The organism is Pseudomonas sp. HN11, assembly GCF_021390155.1.
Lineage (GTDB): Bacteria > Pseudomonadota > Gammaproteobacteria > Pseudomonadales > Pseudomonadaceae > Aquipseudomonas.
Genome location: NZ_CP089985.1, coordinates 4,884,669 through 4,905,016, shown reverse-complemented (window position 1 = coordinate 4,905,016; position 20,348 = coordinate 4,884,669). Strand labels below are relative to the sequence as shown.

The window sequence follows — 20,348 nt, the reverse complement described above, 5'->3', positions numbered from 1 at the left end:
CACATGAAATACCTCTGCCTGATCTACAGCAACGAACAGGTGCTGCACACCTCGCCGGACAGCCCGGCAGACCCGGAGTGCTTCGCCTACGCGCAGTCCGTTCAGGCCAGCGGTCGCATGCTGGCTGCCGAGCCTCTGGAGTCGGTGACCACCGCCACCACCGTGCGCATGCGCAATGGCAAGCTGTCGATCACAGACGGGCCGTTTGCCGAAACCAAGGAGCAACTCGCCGGGTTCTACCTGATCGAGGCTCGCGACTTGAACGAAGCGATCCAGGTGGCCGGTGGCATTCCGGCCGCCCGGGTTGGCAGTGTGGAAGTGCGCCCCGTGCGCGAATTGAATCTCTGAACACAATAACCATAAGACTCAAGAGGTTTACCCCATGTCTACGCAACCTGCCGAGTTTGAATTGTCCATCAGTCGCGTGATCGATGCGCCGCGCAGCCGGGTGTTCCGTGCCTGGACCGAGCCTGCCTTGCTCCAGCAATGGTGGGGCCCCCACGGCATGACCACCCCTGAGTGCGAAATGAACCTGTGGGTCGGTGGTCTGTTTCGTACCCTGATGCGCGCGCCGGACGGCGCTGAATACCCGACCCAGGGCGTGTTCCTGGAGATCGTTGCGCCACGACGCCTTGTGTTTACCGATGCCTTTACGCCCGGCTGGATTCCATCGGGCAAGCCGTTCATGACCGCCGAAGTGACCCTGCAGGAAGTCGAGGGTAACAAGACCCTCTACATCGCCCGCGCAATGCACTGGAGTGCCGAAGACAAGCAGGCGCACGAGGCCATGGGCTTTCACGATGGCTGGGGCCAGAGCCTGGACAGGCTGGTGACGTTGGTGACCCAGGGCATGCCCGATTGACCCTGTCGGTCGAAACCATCTACCGCAGCGAATCACGCCGGGTACTCGCGACGCTGATTCGCTTGCTCGGCGATTTCGATTTGGCCGAGGAGGCCCTGCACGAGGCGTTCTTCGTCGCAGTGCAGCGTTGGCCGCTGGACGGTCTGCCGGACAATCCAAGGGCTTGGCTGATATCAACCGGGCGCTTCAAGGCCATCGACCGTCTACGCCGCCAGGCGCGATTCACCCCGTTGTTGCAGGAGCAGGCCAATGCGCTGGAAGCGGCTGACTGGAGCGATGAAGACGTGGAAGACGACCGCCTACGGCTGATCTTCACCTGCTGCCACCCGGCGCTGGCGGCGGATGCCCAGGCGGCGCTGACCTTGCGCGAGATCTGCGACCTCACCACCGAAGAAATCGCCCGGGCGTTTTTGGCCACGCCGGCCACCATTGCCCAGCGCATCGTGCGGGCCAAGGCCAAGATCCGTGAGGCCAGGATTCCTTATCAAGTGCCGTCCCTGGATGAACTGCCCGAACGTTTGGACAGTGTGCTGCGAGTGATTTACCTGGTGTTCAACGAGGGGTATTCGGCGTCGATGGGCGCTGACCTGACTCGCGAGGATTTGACGCGCGAAGCCATTCGACTGGGCCACTTGCTGATGGAGCTGTTGCCTGAACCGGAAGTCATGGGCCTGCTGGCGTTGATGTTGCTGCACGAATCCCGTCGCCCGGCGCGTACCTCGGCCAGTGGAGAGTTGGTGCTGCTGGATCAACAGGATCGTTCGCTGTGGGAGGCGGCCCTGATTGCCGAAGGCTGCGCGCTGGTGGAGCGTGCGCTGAGCTCTCGGCGCTTTGGGCCGTACTGCCTGCAGGCGGCGATTGCGGCGGTGCACGCCGAAGCCACGCGTGCAGAAGAGACGGACTGGCCGCAGATCATCGGGCTCTATGACGTGTTGCTTAGGGCAATGCCGTCACCGGTGATCGAGTTGAACCGGGCCGTTGCGGTGGCCATGCGTGATGGTCCTCTGACAGGTTTGCAGCAAATAGAGGAGATTCTGGCACGTGGCGAGTTGCTGGATTACCACCTGGCGCATTCGGCGAGGGGTGAGTTTTGTCGGCAGTTGGGACGTACCGAAGAGGCCCGCACTGCTTATGAAAAAGCCTTGTCACTGACACAACAAACCCCGGAAAAACGCTTCCTGGAACGACGCCTCGCCGAACTCAAACTCCCCAGACAATAGAGATCAAAATGTGGGAGCTGGCTTGCCTGCGATACGCATAGGTATCTACACAATATTGTAGTGATCCCTTAAAAGATGTGTAGATACCAGCCCCCACATTGATCTCCATCGTCTGGATGTGATCACTCCAGCATCGCGTTCAACAACCAACTCCCCGCCGGCCCTGGCGGATGCTGGCGCGACCACAACGCATCCACCGTCACCGAGCGTGGCCAACCACGGACCTTGAGTTCAACCATCCCGGCATTGCCAAAGCGTTCCACCAGCCAGCGCGGCAAAGGCGCCCAGCCGAACCCCAATTGAGCCATTTCCATCAACATCAGGTAGCTGGCGGCGGACCAGACCCGGCCTGCCGCCCGGTTGTCATAGGGTTTGACGATGCTCGCCAGGCGCAATTCGCGGTGCTGTTTCAAGGTCTGCTGGTCGATGGTCTCCAGGCTGGCCAACGCATGTTGCGCCGACACGAACAACGCCGTTTCCGTGCGTTCCTGTACCGGCGAACTGGTCAAGTCGGGTGGGTAAACGTCTTGCTGTTCGATAAACGCAATCTGCGCCCGGCCGCTTTGCACCAGGTCTATCAGGTCGTCGCATTCGGCGATCAGCCACTCCAGTTCCAGGTCCGGATAACGCTCGGCGAACGCGATGACGGCGTCTTCAAAACGCTGCGATTGATAGGTGTCCGACATCGCAATCGTCAGCTTTGGTTCCAACCCTTGGGACAACTGACTCGCCGCCAATTCAAGGCGGCTGCTGGCCTCCAGCACCTGCTCGGCACGTTGCAGCAACACATACCCGGCCGGCGTCAGCGCCGGCTTGCGGCTGCTGCGGTCGAAGAGCACTACATCCAGGTCAATCTCCAGGCTCGCCACCGCCGCGCTGACGGTGGACTGGCTCTTGCCCAGCTTGCGCGCCGCCGCTGAAAAGGAGCCCTGGGTGGCCGCCTGGACAAACGCCTGAAGCACTTCGTGGGACGCCATGAATATCGCCTTGATCGATGGTTATTAGTTATGAAGTATCGAGTCAAAGGGTAATCATGGCAACCATCGTTACTCACGGAGCGCAGGTTATGAGCCCTACCAAGTCGATTACTGAACGTGTTTGCCAAGCCCTGGGTTTCGAAGGCCTGGCGTTGTTGATCTGTACACCGCTGCTGGTCTGGATCACCAGCCGGCCGGCGCTGGAAATGGGCGCGGTGACCTTGGGCCTGAGCCTGCTGGCGCTGACCTGGAACATCATTTTCAACAGCCTGTTCGACCGCCTCAAAGTACGCCTGCAACTTTCGGGTGGGGGCTGGACGCGGGTACTGCACGCGCTGATGTTCGAAGGCGGGTTGATTATCGTCGCGGTGCCTTTGATTGCGGCGTGGCTGAACATCAGCCTGATGCAAGCGTTCATGCTCGACATCGGCGTGCTGCTGTTCTTCCTGCCGTACACCTATGTGTATCACTGGGGGTATGACGTGATTCGGGAAAAAATCGTACAGCAGCGGCTGCCTAGCCAAGCTTGAGCCCGGCGACAAAATCCAGGAACGCCCGCACCTTGGCGGCGGGCAAATGCCGCGACGGGTAGTAGGCGTACAACGGAAAACGCTCATCCGGCCAATCCGGAAACAGCTCTACCAACCCGCCTGCCTTGAGTGCCGGCGCCAGGCCCAGGTCGAGCATTTGCGCCACCGCATGCCCGTGTTCGCACACGCTGTACAGGGTGCTGGCATCGTTGACCACCAGGCGGCCATTGGTGCGCACGATTACTCGTTCGCCGGGGCGGTGGAATTCCCAGGCAAACGGGCGACCGGTTTGCGAATCGCGAAAGTCCAGGCACATGTGCCCGGTTTCCAGGTCTTGCGGGGTGGTGGGGCGGCCGTACTGCTCAAGATAAGCGGGGGAGGCCAGGGTGAGCACTCGCACTTCCATCAGCTTGCGGGCGATCAACGAAGAGGACTGTGGGATACCGAAGCGAATCGCCAGATCAAAGCCGTCGGCCACCAGGTCGCCGAGTTGATCGCGGGTGTGCAAGTCCAGTTGCAGTTGCGGATAAAGGCGCATGAAGTCGCCCAGTACCGGGCCCAGGACCAGACGCGAGAAGTACGGGTCGATATTCACCCGCAGGCGTCCGCGCACGTTCACTGCACTGTCGGCAGCGGCGTTGGCAGCCTCTTCGAGACCGGCCAGCAGCGGGGCGATTTCCTGGTAGAAACGTCGCCCCTCATCGGTCAACTGCACCGAGCGGGTGGTGCGGTCGAACAGGCGGATGCCCAGGCGTTTTTCCAGGCGTGAAATCGCGCGGCTGACCCCCGATGGGGTCATGGCCAGGCTGTCGGCGGCGCGGGCGAAACTGCCGCTGTCGACCACGGCCGCCAATACACCCATACCGCCGGCCAAGCCTGGATCAAAACTCATCGGTGATTGCCTGTCAGTGATCTGAAGGCACTGATGCTAGCGCAGAACGTTTAAAGAAACATGCCCCCCGAAGCTTCGATGCGCTGCCCGGTGATCCAGTTGCCGCCCTCGGCCAGCAGGGTAGAAATCGCCCCGCCAATGTCGTCCGGTAAGCCGGCGCGCCCCAAGGCCGTGTTGTTGGCGACCATGCTGTTGAGTCCGGCATTGTCGCGAACTGCGCCGCCGCCGAAGTCGGTTTCGATGGCACCGGGAGCCAGGATATTCACGGTAATTCCCCGTCCCCCTAATTCTTTGGCCTGGTAGCGGGTGAGCACCTCCATTGCACCTTTCATCGACGCGTAGGCTGCATACCCCGGCAGGGTGAACCGTGCCAGGCCGCTGGAAATATTAATGATGCGCCCACCATCGCTGATCAGCGGCAGCAGTTTTTGCGTGAGGAAAAACGGAGCCTTGAAGTGGATCGCCACCAATTGATCGAACTGGGCTTCGGTGGTTTCGGCAAAGCTGGCATGGACGCCGATCCCGGCATTGTTGATCAGAAAATTGAAGTGATTCTGTGCAAAACCATCCCTGAGCAAGGTGCCGACTTCGCCGACAAAATCCTTGAAGGTGTCGCTCTTGCTCACATCCAGTTGCAGCATGGCGGCACGGCCGCCCAGGGCTTGAACCTGTTCGACCACCGCTTGGGCTTCCTGCGCCGCGCTGTGGTAGGTGCCGATGATGTCGACACCCTGTGCCGCCAGGTGCAACGCGGCGCTTTTGCCCAGGCCACGGCTGGCGCCGGTGATGAGTGCGATTTTGCGGGTCATGGTGTTGTCCTCTCAGGTGATCAGTGAGAAGAAGTGTATTTAGTCGCCCATAACGTGATAAACAGCGCTATATCGGAATCACTGGCCGGATAAAGCGAACAATCCCATGAACAAGCTTGAGCTGCTGCGCACCTTCGTGCGCGTCACCGAACTGTCGAGTTTTACCCAGGCCGGCGAGAGCCTGGGTCTGCCGCGCTCCACTGTGTCCGAGCATGTGCAGGCGTTGGAAGAACTTCTCGGCGCGCGTTTGTTACAACGCACCACGCGCACGGTACAGGCAACCCAGGATGGTCGTGTGTTGTATGAGCGCAGCAAGGATCTGCTGTCGCACATGGAAGAACTGGAAGGCCTTTTTCGTCAGGATGAAGCCCAACTGACCGGACGCATTCGGGTCGATATGCCCAACGTCATGGCGCGGGAATTGATCCTGCCACGTCTGCCGGCGTTCATGGACGCGCACCCGTTGATCGAACTGGAGATCAGCAGTTCCGACCGACAGGTGGATCTGATTGCCGAAGGGTTTGACTGCGTGCTGCGCGTCGGCGCCCAGCCTGATCAAACCGTGGTCGCGCGCAAGGTCTGCAGCATGCCGATGGTCAACTGCGTGAGTCCGGCCTACCTGCAACGCTATGGCACGCCGATGACCCTGGCGGACCTGGCGCAGCATCAGCTGGTGCATTACGTAAGGCCGTTGGGGTCACGCTCGGCGGGGTTCGAATACCAACAGGGCAACAAGGTGCACCGTGTGCCGATGGCCGGGCGGGTTACGGTCAACAGCACCGATGCCTACCAAGCGGCCTGCCTGGGCGGTTTCGGCATTACCCAGGTGCCGTTACTCGGTATCCGCGAACTATTGGCCCGTGGCGAACTGGTGAGCGTGTTGCCGGAGTACCCGGCGCCGGCGCTGGACGTGTCGATGTTGTACGCCGGCCAACGTCATTTGCCGCAACGTGTTCGGGTGTTCATGGAGTGGCTGGCAGTGACACTGCACGCCCAGCTCTAACGCCGCGCCGACAACTGTTGCGGCGCCAGGAACGCGTCGTGGAAATAATCGCGCACTGCTTGCATTGCCGGGGTAAACGCACGCTCACGGTGCCAGGCCAGGCCCACGCTCATCGGCGTGACGGGGTCGGTGACGGTCAGGGTTTCGATGCGCTTGCCCTCCAGCGACCAGGGGCGGTGCACCAGGTCTGACAGAATCGCCACGCCGCTGCCATTGGCGACCATGCTGCGCACCGCCTCCACCGAACTGGTGCGCAAGCGCACCTTGGGCGTTTGTCCGGCCTGTTCCCAATAGCGCATGGCGCTGTGTTCGGCCTCGTCGACGGTAAGCAGGATGTAGGGTTCCTGGGCCACGTCCGCCAGGCTCACGGCGCCGCGCTCGCACAAAGCATGATGGCTGGGCAGCCATAAACGGCGCTCCGAATTGAACAGAATTTCCGAGACGATAGCCGGGTGAGTGAGGTTGGCAGTGAGCACCACGGCCATGTCGAACTGACCGTCGAGGAGCCCCTGTTCGATGGCTTGGCGCTCCTGTTCGAACACCTCGATGGTCACGTCCGGATGCCAGTGCTCCATGCGCTGCAAGTGGTGGGGCAGGAAGTAACCGAGCACCGTGTAACTGGCGGCCAGGCGCAGCACGCCGCTGGCGCGGTAGTCGGGCAGTGGGCTGTTCAAGGCATCATCGACACTGCGAAGGATCACGTAGGCACGGTTGAGAAAATGCCGGCCGGCGTCGGTCAGGTTCATGCCCTGGGCCGAGCGCACGAACAACTGCACGCCGAGCATGGCCTCCAGTTCCTTGATCGCGGTGGTCACTGCCGATTGCGAGATGTTCAGGTGGATAGCCGCCTGGGAAATCTGGCCGATTTCGGCAGTGGCGACGAAATATCGAATTTGGCGCAAGGTCAGGGACATAGCGATATCTTTTTTTCAGAAGATGGGTCATCTGATAATAGATCTTCCCAAGGGGTCAAGCGGCAGCCTACTTTTCCTTCATCACTTAGGCGGAGCGACTCTGATGCAGGCAGTGGATTTCAATTCGGACATGGGCGAAGGCTTCGGCCCCTGGACCATCGGTGATGGCGTCGACGCCGAGCTGATGGCCTACATCAGCTCGGCCAATATCGCCACCGGCTTCCACGCCGGCGACTCCGGCACCATGCGCCGCACGGTCGGGCGCGCGAAGCAATTGGGGGTGGCCATCGGCGCGCATCCGGGCTTTCGGGACCTGGTCGGCTTTGGCCGTCGCCACATCAATGCTCCGGCTCAGGAGTTGGTGGACGACATGCTCTACCAGCTCGGCGCCCTGCGTGAAATCGCCCGCGCCCAAGGCGTGACCCTGCAACACATCAAGCCCCATGGCGCGCTGTACATGCATTTGGCCCGTGATGAAGAAGCCGCGCGGCTGCTGGTGCAGAACCTGCAAATCATCGAGCCGACATTGTTGTTGTATTGCATGCCCAACTCGGTGATCTGGCGCGTGGCCAAGGAGCTGGGGCAGCCGGTGGTACGGGAGTTTTATGCCGACCGTGAGTACGATCTGACCGGCTCCATCGTGTTTACCCGCAACGTGCGGGCGCTGGATCTGGCGACGGTGGCGGCGCGCGTCCTGCGGGCTTGTCAGACCGGGCTGGTGCGAACCGTTGAAGGCGAAGACCTGTTTATTGAATTCGATTCCATCTGCCTGCACAGCGACACGCCGGGTGCGCTGGAGCTGGTAGAGGCGACCCGCGAAGCGTTGGACCGAGCGGGCATCACCGTCAAAACACCACAATAAAAACGATCCCTCAATTTTTTCGCCTGCCTTTCTACAATGATTCCAAGAGGAACAGACATGGCTGAAACATCCCCCATTCGCTACAGCTTCGGCGGTGATGAACACCTGTTTGCCGAGGTCAGCGACAGCATGTCCCTGGAGGCCTTTTTCAAAGGCATGGCGGTGACCCGTGCCGTGGAGCGCCTGGCGTTAGAAGGCGTGCTGGATGTATGCCTGGCCAATGCGTCGTTCCAGATCCGCTTTGATCCCGACCGCATCGCGCCCCATGCATTGCTCTATGCGGTGCAGACCGCCGAAGCCCAGGCCGTGGCCGAGCGCACCTTGCATACGCGCATCATTGAAATCCCGGTGCTCTACAACGACCCGTGGACGCATGAGACGTTGATGCGCTTTCGCGACCGCCATCAAGACCCCAACGGTACCGATTTGGAGTACGCCGCGCGCATCAACGGGCTGGCTGATGTGGAGGCGTTCATTGCCGCCCACAGTGGTGCGCCGTGGTTTGTGTCGATGGTCGGCTTTGTCGCGGGCTTGCCGTTCATGTTCCAGATGGTCGAGCGCGAGCGGCAATTGCAGGTGCCCAAGTACCTGCGCCCGCGCACCGACACGCCGAAACTCACCCTTGGCCATGGCGGCTGTTTTGGTTGTATCTACTCGGTGCGCGGTGCCGGTGGCTACCAGATGTTCGGCGTGACCCCCGCACCGATTTACGACCCGGCGCAGCAACTGGCGTACCTCAAGGAGCACATGGTGTTCTTCCGCCCCGGCGATATCGTGCAGTTCAAACCCATGGACCGTGAGGCCTACGACCTGGCCGTTGCCGAAGTCGACGCAGGACGTTTTGACCTGCGCATCCGCCCGGTGGAATTTTCCCTCGATGCCTTTCTCGCCGATCCCATCGGTTATCCGAAATCCCTGCAGGAGGCGTTGGCATGATCAAGGTCCTCAAACCCGGCCTCGCCACCTCGGTGCAGGACCTTGGCCGCGAAGGTTATTACCACCTGGGCATCCCGCCGTCGGGTGCATTGGATCAATACGCGTTGAGTGCGGCCAACCATCTGGTGGGCAACCCCGTGGGCGCGGCGGGCTTGGAGTGCACCTTGATCGGCCCCGCGCTTGAGTTTCAGGAAGACGCGCTGGTAGCACTCAGCGGCGCCCTGATGTCGCCGCGCCTGGACGGTGAAGTGGTGCACCAGGACACCGCGTTTCAAGTACGTGCTGGACAGGTATTGCGCTTTGAATTCCCCAAGGCGGGCGCGAGGACTTATCTCGCAGTAGCCGGTGGCATTGACGTGCCGTTGGTGCTTGGCAGCCGTTCGACTTACACCCTCGGCGCACTCGGCGGGTTCCATGGGCGGCGCTTGCAGGAAGGCGATGAATTGCCCATCGGTGACGCCAGCGGCACGGGTCGGGCGGGCAACAGTCTGCCGATGGCACTGCGCCGATCAGTGGGCGGTGACGTGACCCTGCGTGTGGTGCCGGGCCTGTATTACGAGCGCCTCACGAACGCGGCGAAAAGCAGCTTTTTTGCCGAGCCTTGGACCGTGGGTTCCGAAGCCGACCGCATCGGCTATCGCTTCAAAGGCGGCAGTGCCTTGAGCTTTGAGCCACGGGAGCAACCGTTTGGCGCGGGCTCTGATCCGTCGAATATCGTCGACAGTTGCTACCCGATCGGTTCGATCCAGGTGCCGGCGGGATTGGAGCCGATTGTGTTGCACCGGGATGCGGTGTCGGGCGGTGGCTACGCGATGATTGGCACGGTGATCAGTGCGGACCTGGACCTGATCGGGCAGATGCAGCCGAACCAGCGGGCGGGGTTTGTGGCGGTGACGCTGGAGGAAGCGTTGGAGGCGCGGCGGGTGTGCAAGAAGCGGCTTAACGCTATGACTGGACTCTTCAATCACTGAAGAAATACGAATCCAAATGTGGAAGCGTCGAACCGCCGCTCCCACATTTTGTTCTGTGTTGTGTCAGAAAAGCTTGGTGAACAGCCAGTAGAGGCTGCCTGACAGCAGAATAGCCGCTGGCAATGTGAGCACCCACGCCATCGCCAGATTACGGATCGTGCGCATCTGCAACCCACCGCCATTCGCGACCATGGTCCCCGCCACACCGGACGACAACACATGGGTGGTCGACACCGGCAAGCCATACATATCCGCCGCACCGATAGTCAGCATCGCCACCATTTCCGCCGAGGCGCCCTGGGCATAGGTCAGGTGCGTCTTGCCGATCTTCTCGCCGACGGTCACCACGATGCGCTTCCAACCCACCATGGTGCCCAGGCCCAGGGCGATGGCCACGGCAATCTTCACCCACAGCGGGATGAAGCGCGTGGAACTGTCGATCTGTTGCTTGAACAGTTGCAGCTTGCCCTGGGTATCCGCGTCGAAATTACCGACCTTGCCTTTGTCCATCAGGCGAATAGTTTCGCTGGTCAGGTACATGTCGTTACGCACGTTGCCGACGGCTTCGGCGGGCACTTTGGCCAGGGAACCGTAGCCTTTGACTTCATCACCGATCTGCCCGGCCAGGGCGGCGAGGGCGGGCACCAGTTCCGGCGTGGCTTCCTTGGTGCGCACGTAGGTCGACAGGATCGGTCGCGGGTCGCCGGTCAGCGCTTGCGGCGCGCTTTTCACCAGCGCCACTTGGGTCACTTCAGCCACCGCGGCGAACTGCAACGACTGCTCGGCCGGCATAGTGCGGTTCAGCGCGTAGGCCATCGGCAGTGTGCCGACCAGGATCAGCATGATCAGGCCCATGCCTTTCTGCCCATCGTTGGAGCCGTGGGCAAAAGACACGCCGGTGCAGGTGGCGATCAGCATGCCGCGGATCCACCACGGTGGCGGGGTGTCGCCTTTTGGCGCTTTGTACAGTGCGCGGTTCTTGACGAAGGCGCGCAGGGCCAGCAACAGCATCGCCGCAAACGCGAAGCCGATCAGCGGCGACAGCAGCAGCGCGTAACCAATCTTGATCGCTTGGCTCCAGTCCACACCGCTGGTGCCGTCACGCCCGTGCATCAAGGCATTCGCCACGCCAACGCCGATGATCGAACCGATCAGCGTATGGGACGACGACGCCGGCAAACCCAGCCACCAAGTGCCGAGGTTCCACAGGATGGCGGCGATCAACAGAGCGAAGATCATCGCGAAACCGGCCGATGAACCTACCTGCAAAATCAGCTCGACCGGCAGCAACGCGATGATGCCGAACGCGACTGCACCACTTGAAAGCAGCACCCCGAGGAAGTTGAAAAAGCCCGACCACACCACCGCAAAATGTGGCGGTAGCGAGTTGGTGTAGATCACCGTCGCCACGGCATTGGCGGTGTCGTGGAAGCCGTTGACGAACTCGAAACCCAAGGCGATCAGCAGCGCCACGCCCAGCAGCAAAAACGGTGTCCAAGTGGTGAGTTGGGCGCCCATTTCGTGCATGTCGTGCATCAGGCTGTAGGCGGTGAACAACAGGCCCATGGCGAGCACGGCGAAGAAGATGATCACTGTCACCAGGCTGGGCTTCTTGTCCAGCCTGGGTTTGGGATCTGTAGGTGAGGCGTGTGTGGAGGCAGTCAGGGAAGGGGTGGCCATGCCGGAGCATCCAGTGTGGGGAGGATGTCGTTCATAGTCATTGCAAAATGTTACAGAGATGCTGCCATACATCAGTATTTGAGTAATTGAGCCGGCCGCTGGTCAGTAATCCTTGCGCTTCCTGAATGCCCAGCGCCCGGCGATCAAGGTGAAGGTCGCGACCAGCGCCACCAATATCCAGAAGCCTTCCGGATCCTGGGAAAGCGGCACGCCGCCTACGTTCATGCCGAAAAAACCGGCGATGATATTGATCGGCAACGCCAGCACCGTGACCACGGTAAGGGTGAACAACGTACGGTTGCTTTGCTCGTTGAGGTTGGCGGCGATTTCTTCCTGCAACAACTTGATGCGCTCCCCCAGGGCCATCAGGTCGTTGATGATCAGCGCAAACTCCTCGGTGGATTTACGCAGTTCCTTCACGTCTTCCTTTTGCAGCCACTGCGGCGGGCGGTTGAGCAGGCGCAGCAGCGAGCCCGGCTCCAGCGCCAGCAGGCGTTGCAAGCGCACCAGCACCCGGCGTGCGGCGCCCAGTTCGGCGCGGTTGGTAGACAAGCGCGAGGACAGCAACTGGTCTTCGATATGGTCAACGCTGATGCTGGTCTTGCGCACGATCTGCGTCAGTACTTCACCCTGGTCGCGCAACAGGTGCACCAGCAAGGCCAGCGGCGAGCGAAAGCTTTCACCGGCTTTCACTGATGAGCGCAATTTGTCCACTGAGTGCAGTGGTTGCAGGCGTGCGCTGATCAATAGGCGGCTGCGGGCGCAGACCCACAGTGTGGAAATATCCGACGAAACCATGCTGCTGAAGTTGAACACCACGTCGTTGACCACCGCCAGCAAAGCCGAGTCGACGTGTTCGATGCGCGTGGAACGCGAGCCCTCATGCAGGGCTTCGAAGAACTCTTCCGGCAGGTCCAGGTGCGCCTGCATCCAGCGCTCGCACGCGGCGTGGGCGAGGTTCAGGTGCAGCCACAAGAATTCTTCCGGGTCGCCCGGTTGGCGCAGTGCCTGGAGCGCCGCGGCCGAATCTATCTGCTCCCCCTTTTCTCCGGGGCGAAAACGAAAACCGTAGAGCAAGCCAAACAGGTCGGAATCCTGGTGGCTGTGATCGATGCTGTGGTTCATGAGGGCTCGCAGAAAAAGCGCCTGTAGGAGATTTCACAGGTCCGCATGCGCGAATCATTGCAAGGGGATTTGACAGTTTTGTGACGGTTCTGAATTTATTTCGTTGTGGTGACATTTATTTGACCGTTTGTCAGGGGCCGTTCAAGAAGGCTCTAACTCGGCCGATTCAAGGCATCAGGAACCGCGGTGGATGGGCGGTACCTTTTGATGACAAGGACGTTAGGCGTGCATGCACCAATTCCTTGTATCGAGGCTTTTCCCCGATGAATGTTTTGCGAACCTCCTTGAGAGCACAAATCCTGTCGCTGCTCGGTGGCAGCCTGTTGGCGATGCTGTTGATCGCCCTGGCCTGTTTCAATTTCTTGTCCAATGGGGTGCAGAGTTATCGCAGTTTGATTGAGGGGCCGTTGCTGACTTCTCAACTGATCGACGAGGCCAACCTGCAATTCAAGGTGCAGGTGCAGGAATGGAAAAACGTCCTGCTGCGTGGCAAGCAGCCCCAGGACATGGAGAAATACTGGGGCCAGTTCCAGGACCGCCAACGCGACGTACAAGGCATCCTCACTCGATTGGTCACCCATACCCGCAGCGATCCGAGCCTGAGCCGCCGCATCGAAACCTTGCGCGAGGAACACCAGCAACTCGGCGTGGCTTACCAGAAAGGCCGCGATGCCTACGTAGCCGCCGGTGGCGATGCAACGGCCGGCGACACGGCGGTGAAAGGTGTGGACCGCGCCGCCAGTGAGCAGATGAGTGCGCTGGTCAGCGACCTGCGCGAACAAGGTAGCCAGCAATCCAAAGCCATCAGCGCCTATGCCGAGCGCACTGTGCTGGTAGGGCTGGCGATCATGTTGTTGTCCGGTGTGTTGATCGGACTGTTCAGCCTGTGGCTGATCAACCGCAACCTGATCCTGCCGATCCGTGGCTTGATCGATTACGTGACCCAACTGAGCCATGGTCGTTTCGCCGAGCGCGTGGCCAGCCTGCGCCAGGATGAACTGGGCCACTTGGCGGCTGCCGCGAATACCTTGCGTGACTTCCTGGCCGAAACCTTCAGCCGCTTGCAACGCAGCGCCACCGACCTGGTCAGCGCCAGCGGCGAGTTGAATGCCATTGCCGGGCAGATGGCGACGGGCACCAGCGATCAATTCAACCGCACCGATCAGGTGGCCACGGCGATGACCGAAATGTCGGCCACCGCCCAGGAAGTTGCACGCCACGCCGCCAGTGCCTCTCGCGCTGCCGATGAGGCGGATCACTCGGCCCGTGAAGGTGGTGAAGTGATGAAAGTCACCATTGCCACTATCGGCCAGATGCGCAACGAGATCCTTAACACCGGCACCATCATCCGCCGCCTGGAAACCGACAGCGTGCGCATCGGCAAGGTGCTCGAGGTGATTCGCGGCATCGCCGAACAGACGAACCTGCTGGCGCTCAACGCCGCCATTGAAGCTGCGCGTGCGGGTGAAGCCGGCCGGGGTTTTGCGGTGGTGGCCGATGAAGTACGCAGCCTGGCGCAACGCACGGCGGCGTCGATCATCGAGATCAACGGGATTATCGAAGCGGTGCAGACTGGCGCGGTGGATGCGGCCGAAGCCATTGTGAGTGGCCAGTCGTGCAGTGATGAGAGCGTGGAGAAGGTCACGCAGGCCGGCGCCATGCTCACGCATATCACCCAAGCGGTGGAGGCGATTCGCGATATGAACCGCCAGATCGCCACGGCGGCCGAGGAGCAGACATCGGTAGCCGAGGACATCTCGCGCAACATTACGCAGATCACCACGGTGGCCACGGCCAACCTCGACAATGTGCAGCGTACTGAAGCGGCGAGCCACAACCTGCGCGGGTTGTCGACTGAGTTGAATGAAGTGACGGCGCGTCTGGGCGCCTGACCGGGCATAAAAACGCCACCCGAGGGTGGCGTTTGTTATTTTCGGTTCGAATCAAGTGTCCAGTTTGTCTTCCAGCACAGCACCGGTCTTGGCGTCGAGTTTCACTTCAAACTTCTTGCCGGCAGTGTCGGTCAGGTCCACTTCGTAGACCAGTACGCCGCTGTTGTTGTGGTCCAGTTCGGTGTCGTTGATGGTGGCGCCTGCGTGTTTGGCCAGGGCGGCAGTGTTGAGTTTCTCGAAAGGCATCACGGCACCGGACTTGAGCAGGCCTTCGATCTGGTCCGGGCGAACATCAGCCTGGGCCAGGCCGGCAGTCAGGGTCAGGGCGGTAGCGGCGAACAAAGCGGTCAGGGTTTTCATGGTGTGTGTCCTTTTCTGGTGAGCTGTTTAAGTGGGATCAGGTTAACCAGCGCAACTTAATTCACCCTTAATTATTTCAAGCAGTTGCGCAGTTTGTTCAATCCGCCAGGCGCAGGGAATTTCATGCTGGGGGCTCACTTAAAGGGAGGCTCAGATGAAACGGTTAGTGGCTTGTATCTACGCCCCGGCATTCCTGGCGGGGTTTATCGCCTGGGCAATCTGGATGCCGCAGTGGCTGTTGCTGGTGTTTGCGGCGGCAGTGGGGGTGGCGTTTCTAGCGGAGCAGTGGCTGCCCTATGAGCCGCAGTGGAATCGCAGCCTGGGCGATCGTCGGCGCGACACCTTGCACGCGCTGGTCAACGAAAGCCTGAAGGTATAAACAGGTGGTGGGCCCTGGTGACCTGACCATCCAGGCTGACGGTGATTGGTCGGGCGCAGAGCATCAACTGATGGGCGTAGTGCGCATGGGACGCGGTGCGCCCCAGCTCGCCGAGGATCAGGCCCTGGTCACGCCCCAACCACAGGCGGCCTGATTATTCGGCCTTCACTCAGTACTTATAGTCGTTCAGCAGATCCTGCACGCTCGAAGACGGCCAGCGTTTGTAGAACTTCAGCAGTTCGGCGGCGCGGTTGGTGAAGATGCCATCGACGCCGGCCTTCATTACCTTGTCGAAGTCCACCGGCTCGTCCACGGTGTAGACGTGTACCAACAGGCCTTTGTCGTGGGTCAGCTTGTTCATTTCCGGTTTGACCAGGTCCGAATAGCTCTGGTCGCCGTGGTTTGTCAGCTCAGCCGATGGGCCGGTGCCGATGGCGCCGAGGCTCTTGGCTTCGTCGATCCATTTTTCGAACTCGGCAGCGTCTTTCGGCTCTTGCTTGGCGTAGTAGGCGGCCTTGGTGGTTTCGCCGGATTCAGCGAACGTCTGCTTGTTCTTCGGCTCGATGCTGCCTTCACCCACCCACAACAGCAGGATTTTCGGGGTATTGGGCATTTCTTTCTGCAGCTCTTTCAGGCTCGCCACTTCGAAGGTTTGCAGCACCACGCGGCCCTTGCCCTGGCCGACGCCGGTGTTGCTCTTGCCCAGCTTGGAGCCCGCGGAGCTCAGCCAGCCTTTGTCGAGCAGCTTGTTTTTCAGGTCGGCTTCGATGCCCGGGAATTGCTTGGGCTCCTTGGTTTCGATGTACAGCCCGGGTTTGTGCTGTGGGTTGCCCTCGGCGATCTTGATGATGTCGTCCAGGCTCTGGATTTTCAGGCCGACGAAACCGGGACGCGCACGGTCCGGGTAGGCTGCGTTGAACCAGCTGCCGGCGTCGAGAGTTTGCAGTTCTTTCCAGGTGAACTCGTTGGCCGGGGCGTCCTTGCGGTCGGGGAACTTTGTGGCGACGTCGGTAGTGCGCTGCAGGTTGTTGTCGTGCAAAGCGAACAGTACGCCGTCCTTGCTGCGCTGCAGGTCCATTTCCAAGTAGTCGGCACCCAGGTCGCGGGCGATCTTGTAGGCGGCAGCGGTGGATTCCGGTGCATCGAAGGAGGCACCACGGTGGGCGATCACGGCAGGATAGGGAATGCCTTCGTTGGTCGCCAATTCAGCCGGGCTGATAGGGTCTTGCGCATGTGCCTGGCCCAGGCCGAGCATCAGGGCGAGCAGCAGGGCGCTCTTGGTAAACGTGACAGGCATATGCGAAGTCCTTTCGTGGAGGGAACTTTGAGAAGGCCTCCTTTTTAACAATTGATTGCGAAAGGCGCTATCACCAAACCGACATTAACGTGCGCAGGCTTGAATTTTCTCGGATTTTTTCGCGAGCATTGCAGTATTCTTGCCCGAAGCTGCCCCTTCAGAGGGCGGTACTTTCCGCCATGCGTGTAAGCCATCTTTCCAGTCCCGGTGGGACTTTTCAGTGAGGTTTACCATGCGCATCACTTCCGAGCTTATCTGCCAGGCCGCCGACCAACTCCACGGTTTTGTTGGCCTCAACCGCAAGACGGGCCAGTACATCGTGCGTTTCAGCGAAGATGCCTTTGGCATGGACGTGGCCGATGACGGCATCATTCCCACCGCTGAGTTCGTCTGGCTGCCGGCCCCGGAGCAGACCATGACCCTGTCCCGCGACCGCCTCCAATTGCTGCTGGACCAGAACATCGACGACCGCATCAACATCACCGAGCCGCTGCGGGTGTACATGCGTCGGGTGGAGATTGCGCAGATCAGTGCGTTGCGCAGTCTGGTGAGCTAGCTCGCCTAAAAACTGTAGTCCCGTTCGACTTTGCACACTCGGGTCTGGAAGGCCGAGTACCAGGTGGCGCGCCCTTGTTCACGCACCGTCCGGTGCTCGGCCTGCTGCTTCCAGGCCAGGATGGCTGCTTCACTCTCCCAGTACGACACGGTGATGCCCAGGCCGTCTTCCCGTGCGGACTCCACGCCGAGAAAACCCGATTGTTCGCGTGCCAGTTCCAGCATTCGGCCGGCCGCCTGCGCGTAGCCTTGATCGCCTTCGGTGCGCAATGAGCTGAAAATTACCGTGTAGTAGGGCGGGCTGGGTGTGTGGGCGATCATGCGGCCACCGCCTGGCAAGCCTTGAGCAGGGCCATCGCCAAGGGCGGGGTAATACCTTCCAGCGCCGTACGTTCGGGCTGGAACAGGGTGGCGACGAAAAACGGGTGGTCGAGCAATTCCACCGCCCGCAGATCGCCTGCCGAGTCATGGCCGCTGGGGATGAGGTCGCCTTCGAACAAGGCTTCCAGAAATTCGGGGTTCACGCCATAACGGCAGCGATAACCCTCCTGCACATCCAGGGTGCCGTAGGCTTCGGCGATCCGGGTGTAGGGCGACAGGCGCACGGTGTCGGTGGCTTCCACCAAGGCGCAGCTCAGTGGCGCGATCACTGCGCGCTTGGACTGCGGCGCGAGTTCGCCATGCTCGGCATCCTTCCAGCCCAGTACATTGCGCGCGTATTCCAGCACCGCATGCTGAAAACCACCGCAGGTGCCGAGGAAGGGACGGCGTTGCTCGCGGGCAAAGCGGATCGCGCGCATTGCACCCTCGGCGTCGCGGTAGGGGCTGGCGGGAACGCACCAGAAACCGTCGAAGCCATGTAGTGACTCAGGCAGGGTGTCGGTGTCGAGCCACTGCACATGAACGCTCAGGCCCAAGGTCTCGGCTGCCTGTTGCAGCGCCACGGGTATGGCCTGGTGAGCGATGACATCGGGGTTGTAGTCGCCGATCAGGGCGAGGTGCAGAGGCGTGGCTTTCATCGTGTACATCCCATGGCTTGTGGTGTCCTGGCGCGCACTATAAATTGGCGCTCACGCAATCAATATTGGCGTTTTAACACATGCTCAATGCAGCAACGCACTATTCAATCGACTACCCGGACTTATCGTTGATCCTCGCGCTGGTACGCGGCGGCACGCTCGCACGGGCGGCAGCACTGCTGCGGGTGGACGTGTCCACGGTGTTCCGTGCGGTGCGACGCCTGGAGGCGGCGCTGGGCCAGACGCTGTTCGAAAAAAGCCGCGCCGGCTACCTGCCCACCAGCCTGGCGAGCAACCTGGCGCAACAGGCGGAACGTGCCGAACAAGCACTAGAGGCCGCGCGTATTGGTGTGGAGCAAGGCGGTGAAGTGATCAGCGGCACGGTGCGCCTGACCTGTACTGACTCGGTGCTGCAAGGCTTGCTGTTGCCGGCGCTGGCGCAGTTCATGCCGCAGTACCCGGCGCTGACCCTGGAGCTGAGCACGTCGAATGACTTCGCCAACCTCAGCCGCCGCGACGCCGATATCGCCTTGCGCCTGACCCGCACGCCGCCGGAGCATTTGGTGGGGCGACGTCTGGGCAATGTGGCGTATCAGGTGTGCGCCAGTGCGGGTTTCGCCCTACAACACATGGGACACGAACTGGCAGACCTGCCATGGATCGCCCCCGATGACTTCCTGCCCGACCACCCCACGGTCGCCTGGCGCCGCGAGCACTTGCCTGGCGTGCGTCCCAGCTACCGCTGCAACAGCATGTTATCGGTCACCGAATTGGTGCGTGCGGGTTTGGGTGTGGCGGCATTGCCCGACTTTCTATTGTGTGAAGGTCTGCAACCGTTGGGCCCCGCATTGGCGGGGCATGACACAGCGTTGTGGTTGCTCACGCGCCCTGATTGTCGGGCGCTGCGATCGGTTGTGACGTTGTTTGATGAGCTGGGGCGACACCTGCGGTTGCCTTAGGTTTTTCGCACAAAGTGTTTATGCATTTCGCTGGTCAGGCTTTCGATATGTTCTGTCAGCTGCTTGGTCATTTCCGTCAGCCGGGTGTTTTGTTCGAGCAGTTCCAGTAACTGTTTGGTGGTCTGCGCCGCCTGGGCCTGGCGCTCTGTATTGGCAATGGCCAGGGCTTCGCGGTGCTGGGCGTCGGCGTCTGACTGGGCCTTGTCGCGGGCAGCCTGGCGCGTCTGGGCCAGCAGGATCAGCGGCGCGGCATAGGCCGATTGCAGGCTGAAGGCCAGGTTGAGCAGGATGAACGGGTACACATCGAAGTGCGTGATGCCGGTCATGTTCAGCACCACCCACAACACCACGATTGCGGTTTGTGCGCCGAGGAAGGTGGGCGTGCCGAAGAAACGGGCGAACGCTTCGGCCTTGAGGGCAAACGTGTCATTGCCGAAGGTCGGAGCCAAGTGGGCATGGGGACGATGGAAGCGCAGGTGGTCGACGGGGGCGGTTTCGGTTTTTTCTGGGGTCATGGCGGGCTCGGATCGTTTGCTTGAAGACAAGCAAGCACTATAGACCGAGCCCCCAGCGTCCCGTATGAAGATCGGGTCAGTTGCCGCCGCGCTCATTGGCGAATGCGCTCACCGCTTGCACGGCCTCGCTGGTGCCTTCGCGGATCTGCACGATGACCGTACCGGCCTGGTTCGCCAACTCCACGCCCAGGGCGGCGCGGTCGCGGGTGCCATCCATGCTGTGGATGGCCTGGCGGGTTTCGTCCTGGATCATCGCGATCATGCTGGAAATTTCCGCCGTTGAACCGCTGGTGCGCGCCGCCAGTTGCCGGACTTCATCGGCCACCACGGCAAACCCGCGACCTTGCTCGCCGGCACGCGCCGCCTCGATCGCGGCGTTGAGTGCCAGTAAGTTGGTCTGGTCGGCGATGCCCCGGATGGTATTGACGATCGCTGTGATCTGCTGCGAACGCTCGCCCAGCTTGGCGATCAGCTGTGAGGAACCATCGATATCGGCGGCAATATCGCGCATGCCGCTGGCGGTTTGCTGGATCACCTCGGCGCCTTTTTCGGCGATGTCCCGGGTGTTCAGGGAGATGTGATATGCCTGGG

Annotated in this window: 22 protein-coding genes and 3 pseudogenes; 12 read left to right on the top strand and 13 right to left on the bottom strand. The window is 61.0% G+C overall.

Features of this window, described 5'->3' with window-relative positions:
• Positions 1 to 3 precede the first annotated feature (3 nt).
• The 3 genes from LVW35_RS22370 to LVW35_RS22360 are packed head-to-tail and all read left to right on the top strand — an operon-like array spanning position 4 to position 2,082.
• Positions 4 to 348, top strand: a complete 345-nt coding sequence (locus LVW35_RS22370) for a YciI family protein (RefSeq protein ID WP_061449320.1) — start codon at positions 4 to 6, stop codon at positions 346 to 348.
• A 34-nt stretch (positions 349 to 382) separates the two neighbouring features.
• The gene (locus LVW35_RS22365) at positions 383 to 862 is read left to right on the top strand and encodes an SRPBCC family protein (protein ID WP_233892074.1); all 480 of its coding nucleotides are present in this window, start codon (positions 383 to 385) and stop codon (positions 860 to 862) included.
• Positions 859 to 2,082, top strand: coding sequence for an RNA polymerase sigma factor (locus tag LVW35_RS22360; RefSeq protein ID WP_233892073.1), 1,224 nt, complete (start codon positions 859 to 861; stop codon positions 2,080 to 2,082). Before LVW35_RS22365 ends, LVW35_RS22360 begins: the two co-directional genes overlap by 4 nt.
• A gap of 122 nt (positions 2,083 to 2,204) precedes the next feature.
• Here the strand turns inward: LVW35_RS22360 and LVW35_RS22355 are convergent, their stop codons facing one another.
• A complete protein-coding gene (locus LVW35_RS22355) occupies positions 2,205 to 3,059 on the bottom strand; it encodes a LysR family transcriptional regulator (protein WP_233892072.1) in 855 nt (284 codons plus the stop codon).
• 89 nt (positions 3,060 to 3,148) lie between these two features.
• Here LVW35_RS22355 and LVW35_RS22350 point away from each other — a divergent pair, with 89 nt between their 5' ends.
• On the top strand, positions 3,149 to 3,589 hold the full coding sequence (locus tag LVW35_RS22350; RefSeq protein ID WP_233892071.1) for a multidrug/biocide efflux PACE transporter: 441 nt from the start codon (positions 3,149 to 3,151) through the stop codon (positions 3,587 to 3,589).
• Here the strand turns inward: LVW35_RS22350 and LVW35_RS22345 are convergent.
• Both LVW35_RS22345 and LVW35_RS22340 read right to left on the bottom strand, forming a co-directional pair.
• On the bottom strand, positions 3,576 to 4,481 hold the full coding sequence (locus LVW35_RS22345) for a LysR family transcriptional regulator (protein WP_233892070.1): 906 nt from the start codon (positions 4,479 to 4,481) through the stop codon (positions 3,576 to 3,578). The genes LVW35_RS22350 and LVW35_RS22345 overlap by 14 nt on opposite strands.
• A gap of 50 nt (positions 4,482 to 4,531) precedes the next feature.
• The gene (locus tag LVW35_RS22340; RefSeq protein WP_233892069.1) at positions 4,532 to 5,290 is read right to left on the bottom strand and encodes an SDR family NAD(P)-dependent oxidoreductase; all 759 of its coding nucleotides are present in this window, start codon (positions 5,288 to 5,290) and stop codon (positions 4,532 to 4,534) included.
• 106 nt (positions 5,291 to 5,396) lie between these two features.
• On the opposite strand from LVW35_RS22340, the gene LVW35_RS22335 reads away from it, so the two are divergent.
• Positions 5,397 to 6,293, top strand: coding sequence for a LysR family transcriptional regulator (locus LVW35_RS22335; protein WP_233892068.1), 897 nt, complete (start codon positions 5,397 to 5,399; stop codon positions 6,291 to 6,293).
• Here the strand turns inward: LVW35_RS22335 and LVW35_RS22330 are convergent.
• Positions 6,290 to 7,207 (bottom strand): LysR family transcriptional regulator, encoded by a 918-nt coding sequence (locus tag LVW35_RS22330; protein ID WP_233892067.1) that lies wholly within the window; start codon positions 7,205 to 7,207, stop codon positions 6,290 to 6,292. The two genes, LVW35_RS22335 and LVW35_RS22330, sit on opposite strands and share 4 nt — an antisense overlap.
• 103 nt (positions 7,208 to 7,310) lie before the next feature.
• Between LVW35_RS22330 and LVW35_RS22325 the strand changes: the two genes are divergently transcribed.
• Genes LVW35_RS22325 through LVW35_RS22315 form a run of 3 tightly spaced genes read left to right on the top strand, consistent with a single transcriptional unit; the run spans position 7,311 to position 9,976 of the window.
• Positions 7,311 to 8,069, top strand: a complete 759-nt coding sequence (locus tag LVW35_RS22325; protein WP_233892066.1) for a 5-oxoprolinase subunit PxpA — start codon at positions 7,311 to 7,313, stop codon at positions 8,067 to 8,069.
• Between the two features lie 57 nt (positions 8,070 to 8,126).
• Positions 8,127 to 9,005, top strand: coding sequence for a 5-oxoprolinase subunit B family protein (locus tag LVW35_RS22320; RefSeq protein WP_233892065.1), 879 nt, complete (start codon positions 8,127 to 8,129; stop codon positions 9,003 to 9,005).
• Positions 9,002 to 9,976, top strand: a complete 975-nt coding sequence (locus tag LVW35_RS22315) for a biotin-dependent carboxyltransferase family protein (protein ID WP_233892064.1) — start codon at positions 9,002 to 9,004, stop codon at positions 9,974 to 9,976. The genes LVW35_RS22320 and LVW35_RS22315 overlap by 4 nt, the downstream gene beginning before the upstream one ends.
• A gap of 63 nt (positions 9,977 to 10,039) precedes the next feature.
• Here LVW35_RS22315 and LVW35_RS22310 read toward each other — a convergent pair whose 3' ends face one another.
• Together LVW35_RS22310 and LVW35_RS22305 are read right to left on the bottom strand one after the other, a co-directional pair.
• The gene (locus LVW35_RS22310) at positions 10,040 to 11,656 is read right to left on the bottom strand and encodes an inorganic phosphate transporter (protein ID WP_233892063.1); all 1,617 of its coding nucleotides are present in this window, start codon (positions 11,654 to 11,656) and stop codon (positions 10,040 to 10,042) included.
• 102 nt (positions 11,657 to 11,758) lie between these two features.
• Positions 11,759 to 12,781 carry a transporter gene (locus LVW35_RS22305; RefSeq protein WP_016978332.1) on the bottom strand — a complete coding sequence of 341 codons (1,023 nt, stop codon included), beginning with the start codon at positions 12,779 to 12,781 and terminating at the stop codon, positions 11,759 to 11,761.
• A gap of 263 nt (positions 12,782 to 13,044) precedes the next feature.
• Between LVW35_RS22305 and LVW35_RS22300 the strand changes: the two genes are divergently transcribed.
• Positions 13,045 to 14,673: a methyl-accepting chemotaxis protein gene (locus tag LVW35_RS22300; protein WP_233892062.1), complete on the top strand. Its 1,629-nt coding sequence runs from the start codon at positions 13,045 to 13,047 to the stop codon at positions 14,671 to 14,673.
• A gap of 51 nt (positions 14,674 to 14,724) precedes the next feature.
• On the opposite strand, the gene LVW35_RS22295 is transcribed toward LVW35_RS22300, so the two are convergent.
• Positions 14,725 to 15,033, bottom strand: coding sequence for a PepSY domain-containing protein (locus LVW35_RS22295; protein ID WP_233892061.1), 309 nt, complete (start codon positions 15,031 to 15,033; stop codon positions 14,725 to 14,727).
• Between the two features lie 154 nt (positions 15,034 to 15,187).
• Between LVW35_RS22295 and LVW35_RS22290 the strand changes: the two are divergent.
• Positions 15,188 to 15,403: pseudogene (locus tag LVW35_RS22290) on the top strand (sterol desaturase family protein); the annotation flags it as partial.
• Here the strand turns inward: LVW35_RS22290 and LVW35_RS22285 are convergent.
• Together LVW35_RS22285 and LVW35_RS22280 are read right to left on the bottom strand one after the other, a co-directional pair.
• Positions 15,402 to 15,557, bottom strand: a pseudogene (locus LVW35_RS22285) (AraC family transcriptional regulator); the annotation flags it as partial. The pseudogenes LVW35_RS22290 and LVW35_RS22285 sit on opposite strands and share 2 nt — an antisense overlap.
• A 24-nt stretch (positions 15,558 to 15,581) precedes the next feature.
• A complete protein-coding gene (locus LVW35_RS22280) occupies positions 15,582 to 16,709 on the bottom strand; it encodes a glycerophosphodiester phosphodiesterase family protein (protein WP_233892060.1) in 1,128 nt (375 codons plus the stop codon).
• A 232-nt stretch (positions 16,710 to 16,941) separates the two neighbouring features.
• Here LVW35_RS22280 and LVW35_RS22275 point away from each other — a divergent pair, with 232 nt between their 5' ends.
• Positions 16,942 to 17,265 carry a DUF2025 family protein gene (locus tag LVW35_RS22275; protein WP_233892059.1) on the top strand — a complete coding sequence of 108 codons (324 nt, stop codon included), beginning with the start codon at positions 16,942 to 16,944 and terminating at the stop codon, positions 17,263 to 17,265.
• A gap of 5 nt (positions 17,266 to 17,270) precedes the next feature.
• On the opposite strand, the gene LVW35_RS22270 is transcribed toward LVW35_RS22275, so the two are convergent.
• On the bottom strand, positions 17,271 to 17,585 hold the full coding sequence (locus tag LVW35_RS22270; protein ID WP_233892058.1) for an antibiotic biosynthesis monooxygenase family protein: 315 nt from the start codon (positions 17,583 to 17,585) through the stop codon (positions 17,271 to 17,273).
• Entirely contained in the window at positions 17,582 to 18,283 is a 702-nt protein-coding gene (locus LVW35_RS22265) for a CTP synthase C-terminal region-related (seleno)protein (protein WP_233892057.1), read from the bottom strand. The genes LVW35_RS22270 and LVW35_RS22265 overlap by 4 nt, the downstream gene beginning before the upstream one ends.
• Positions 18,284 to 18,363: 80 nt before the next feature.
• Between LVW35_RS22265 and LVW35_RS22260 the strand changes: the two genes are divergently transcribed.
• Entirely contained in the window at positions 18,364 to 19,242 is an 879-nt protein-coding gene (locus LVW35_RS22260; protein WP_233892056.1) for a LysR family transcriptional regulator, read from the top strand.
• On the opposite strand, the gene LVW35_RS22255 is transcribed toward LVW35_RS22260, so the two are convergent.
• Positions 19,239 to 19,757 carry a DUF1003 domain-containing protein gene (locus LVW35_RS22255; RefSeq protein WP_233892055.1) on the bottom strand — a complete coding sequence of 173 codons (519 nt, stop codon included), beginning with the start codon at positions 19,755 to 19,757 and terminating at the stop codon, positions 19,239 to 19,241. The two genes, LVW35_RS22260 and LVW35_RS22255, sit on opposite strands and share 4 nt — an antisense overlap.
• 76 nt (positions 19,758 to 19,833) lie before the next feature.
• Positions 19,834 to 20,268, bottom strand: a pseudogene (locus LVW35_RS29245) (methyl-accepting chemotaxis protein); the annotation flags it as partial.
• Positions 20,269 to 20,348 lie beyond the last annotated feature (80 nt).

Excerpts from the sequence above, each read along its gene's own strand:
- LVW35_RS22345 (WP_233892070.1), bottom strand. The coding sequence starts at position 4,481 with ATGAGTTTTGATCCAGGCTTGGCCGGCGGTATGGGTGTATTGGCGGCC.
- LVW35_RS22340 (WP_233892069.1), bottom strand. The coding sequence starts at position 5,290 with ATGACCCGCAAAATCGCACTCATCACCGGCGCCAGCCGTGGCCTGGGC.
- LVW35_RS22350 (WP_233892071.1), top strand. The coding sequence starts at position 3,149 with ATGAGCCCTACCAAGTCGATTACTGAACGTGTTTGCCAAGCCCTGGGT.
- LVW35_RS22265 (WP_233892057.1), bottom strand. The coding sequence starts at position 18,283 with ATGAAAGCCACGCCTCTGCACCTCGCCCTGATCGGCGACTACAACCCC.
- LVW35_RS22310 (WP_233892063.1), bottom strand. The coding sequence starts at position 11,656 with ATGGCCACCCCTTCCCTGACTGCCTCCACACACGCCTCACCTACAGAT.
- LVW35_RS22365 (WP_233892074.1), top strand. The coding sequence starts at position 383 with ATGTCTACGCAACCTGCCGAGTTTGAATTGTCCATCAGTCGCGTGATC.
- LVW35_RS22330 (WP_233892067.1), bottom strand. The coding sequence starts at position 7,207 with ATGTCCCTGACCTTGCGCCAAATTCGATATTTCGTCGCCACTGCCGAA.
- LVW35_RS22315 (WP_233892064.1), top strand. The coding sequence starts at position 9,002 with ATGATCAAGGTCCTCAAACCCGGCCTCGCCACCTCGGTGCAGGACCTT.
- LVW35_RS22325 (WP_233892066.1), top strand. The coding sequence starts at position 7,311 with ATGCAGGCAGTGGATTTCAATTCGGACATGGGCGAAGGCTTCGGCCCC.
- LVW35_RS22305 (WP_016978332.1), bottom strand. The coding sequence starts at position 12,781 with ATGAACCACAGCATCGATCACAGCCACCAGGATTCCGACCTGTTTGGC.
- LVW35_RS22320 (WP_233892065.1), top strand. The coding sequence starts at position 8,127 with ATGGCTGAAACATCCCCCATTCGCTACAGCTTCGGCGGTGATGAACAC.
- LVW35_RS22280 (WP_233892060.1), bottom strand. The coding sequence starts at position 16,709 with ATGCCTGTCACGTTTACCAAGAGCGCCCTGCTGCTCGCCCTGATGCTC.
- LVW35_RS22270 (WP_233892058.1), bottom strand. The coding sequence starts at position 17,585 with ATGATCGCCCACACACCCAGCCCGCCCTACTACACGGTAATTTTCAGC.
- LVW35_RS22260 (WP_233892056.1), top strand. The coding sequence starts at position 18,364 with ATGCTCAATGCAGCAACGCACTATTCAATCGACTACCCGGACTTATCG.
- LVW35_RS22295 (WP_233892061.1), bottom strand. The coding sequence starts at position 15,033 with ATGAAAACCCTGACCGCTTTGTTCGCCGCTACCGCCCTGACCCTGACT.
- LVW35_RS22255 (WP_233892055.1), bottom strand. The coding sequence starts at position 19,757 with ATGACCCCAGAAAAAACCGAAACCGCCCCCGTCGACCACCTGCGCTTC.
- LVW35_RS22300 (WP_233892062.1), top strand. The coding sequence starts at position 13,045 with ATGAATGTTTTGCGAACCTCCTTGAGAGCACAAATCCTGTCGCTGCTC.
- LVW35_RS22370 (WP_061449320.1), top strand. The coding sequence starts at position 4 with ATGAAATACCTCTGCCTGATCTACAGCAACGAACAGGTGCTGCACACC.
- LVW35_RS22355 (WP_233892072.1), bottom strand. The coding sequence starts at position 3,059 with ATGGCGTCCCACGAAGTGCTTCAGGCGTTTGTCCAGGCGGCCACCCAG.
- LVW35_RS22275 (WP_233892059.1), top strand. The coding sequence starts at position 16,942 with ATGCGCATCACTTCCGAGCTTATCTGCCAGGCCGCCGACCAACTCCAC.
- LVW35_RS22335 (WP_233892068.1), top strand. The coding sequence starts at position 5,397 with ATGAACAAGCTTGAGCTGCTGCGCACCTTCGTGCGCGTCACCGAACTG.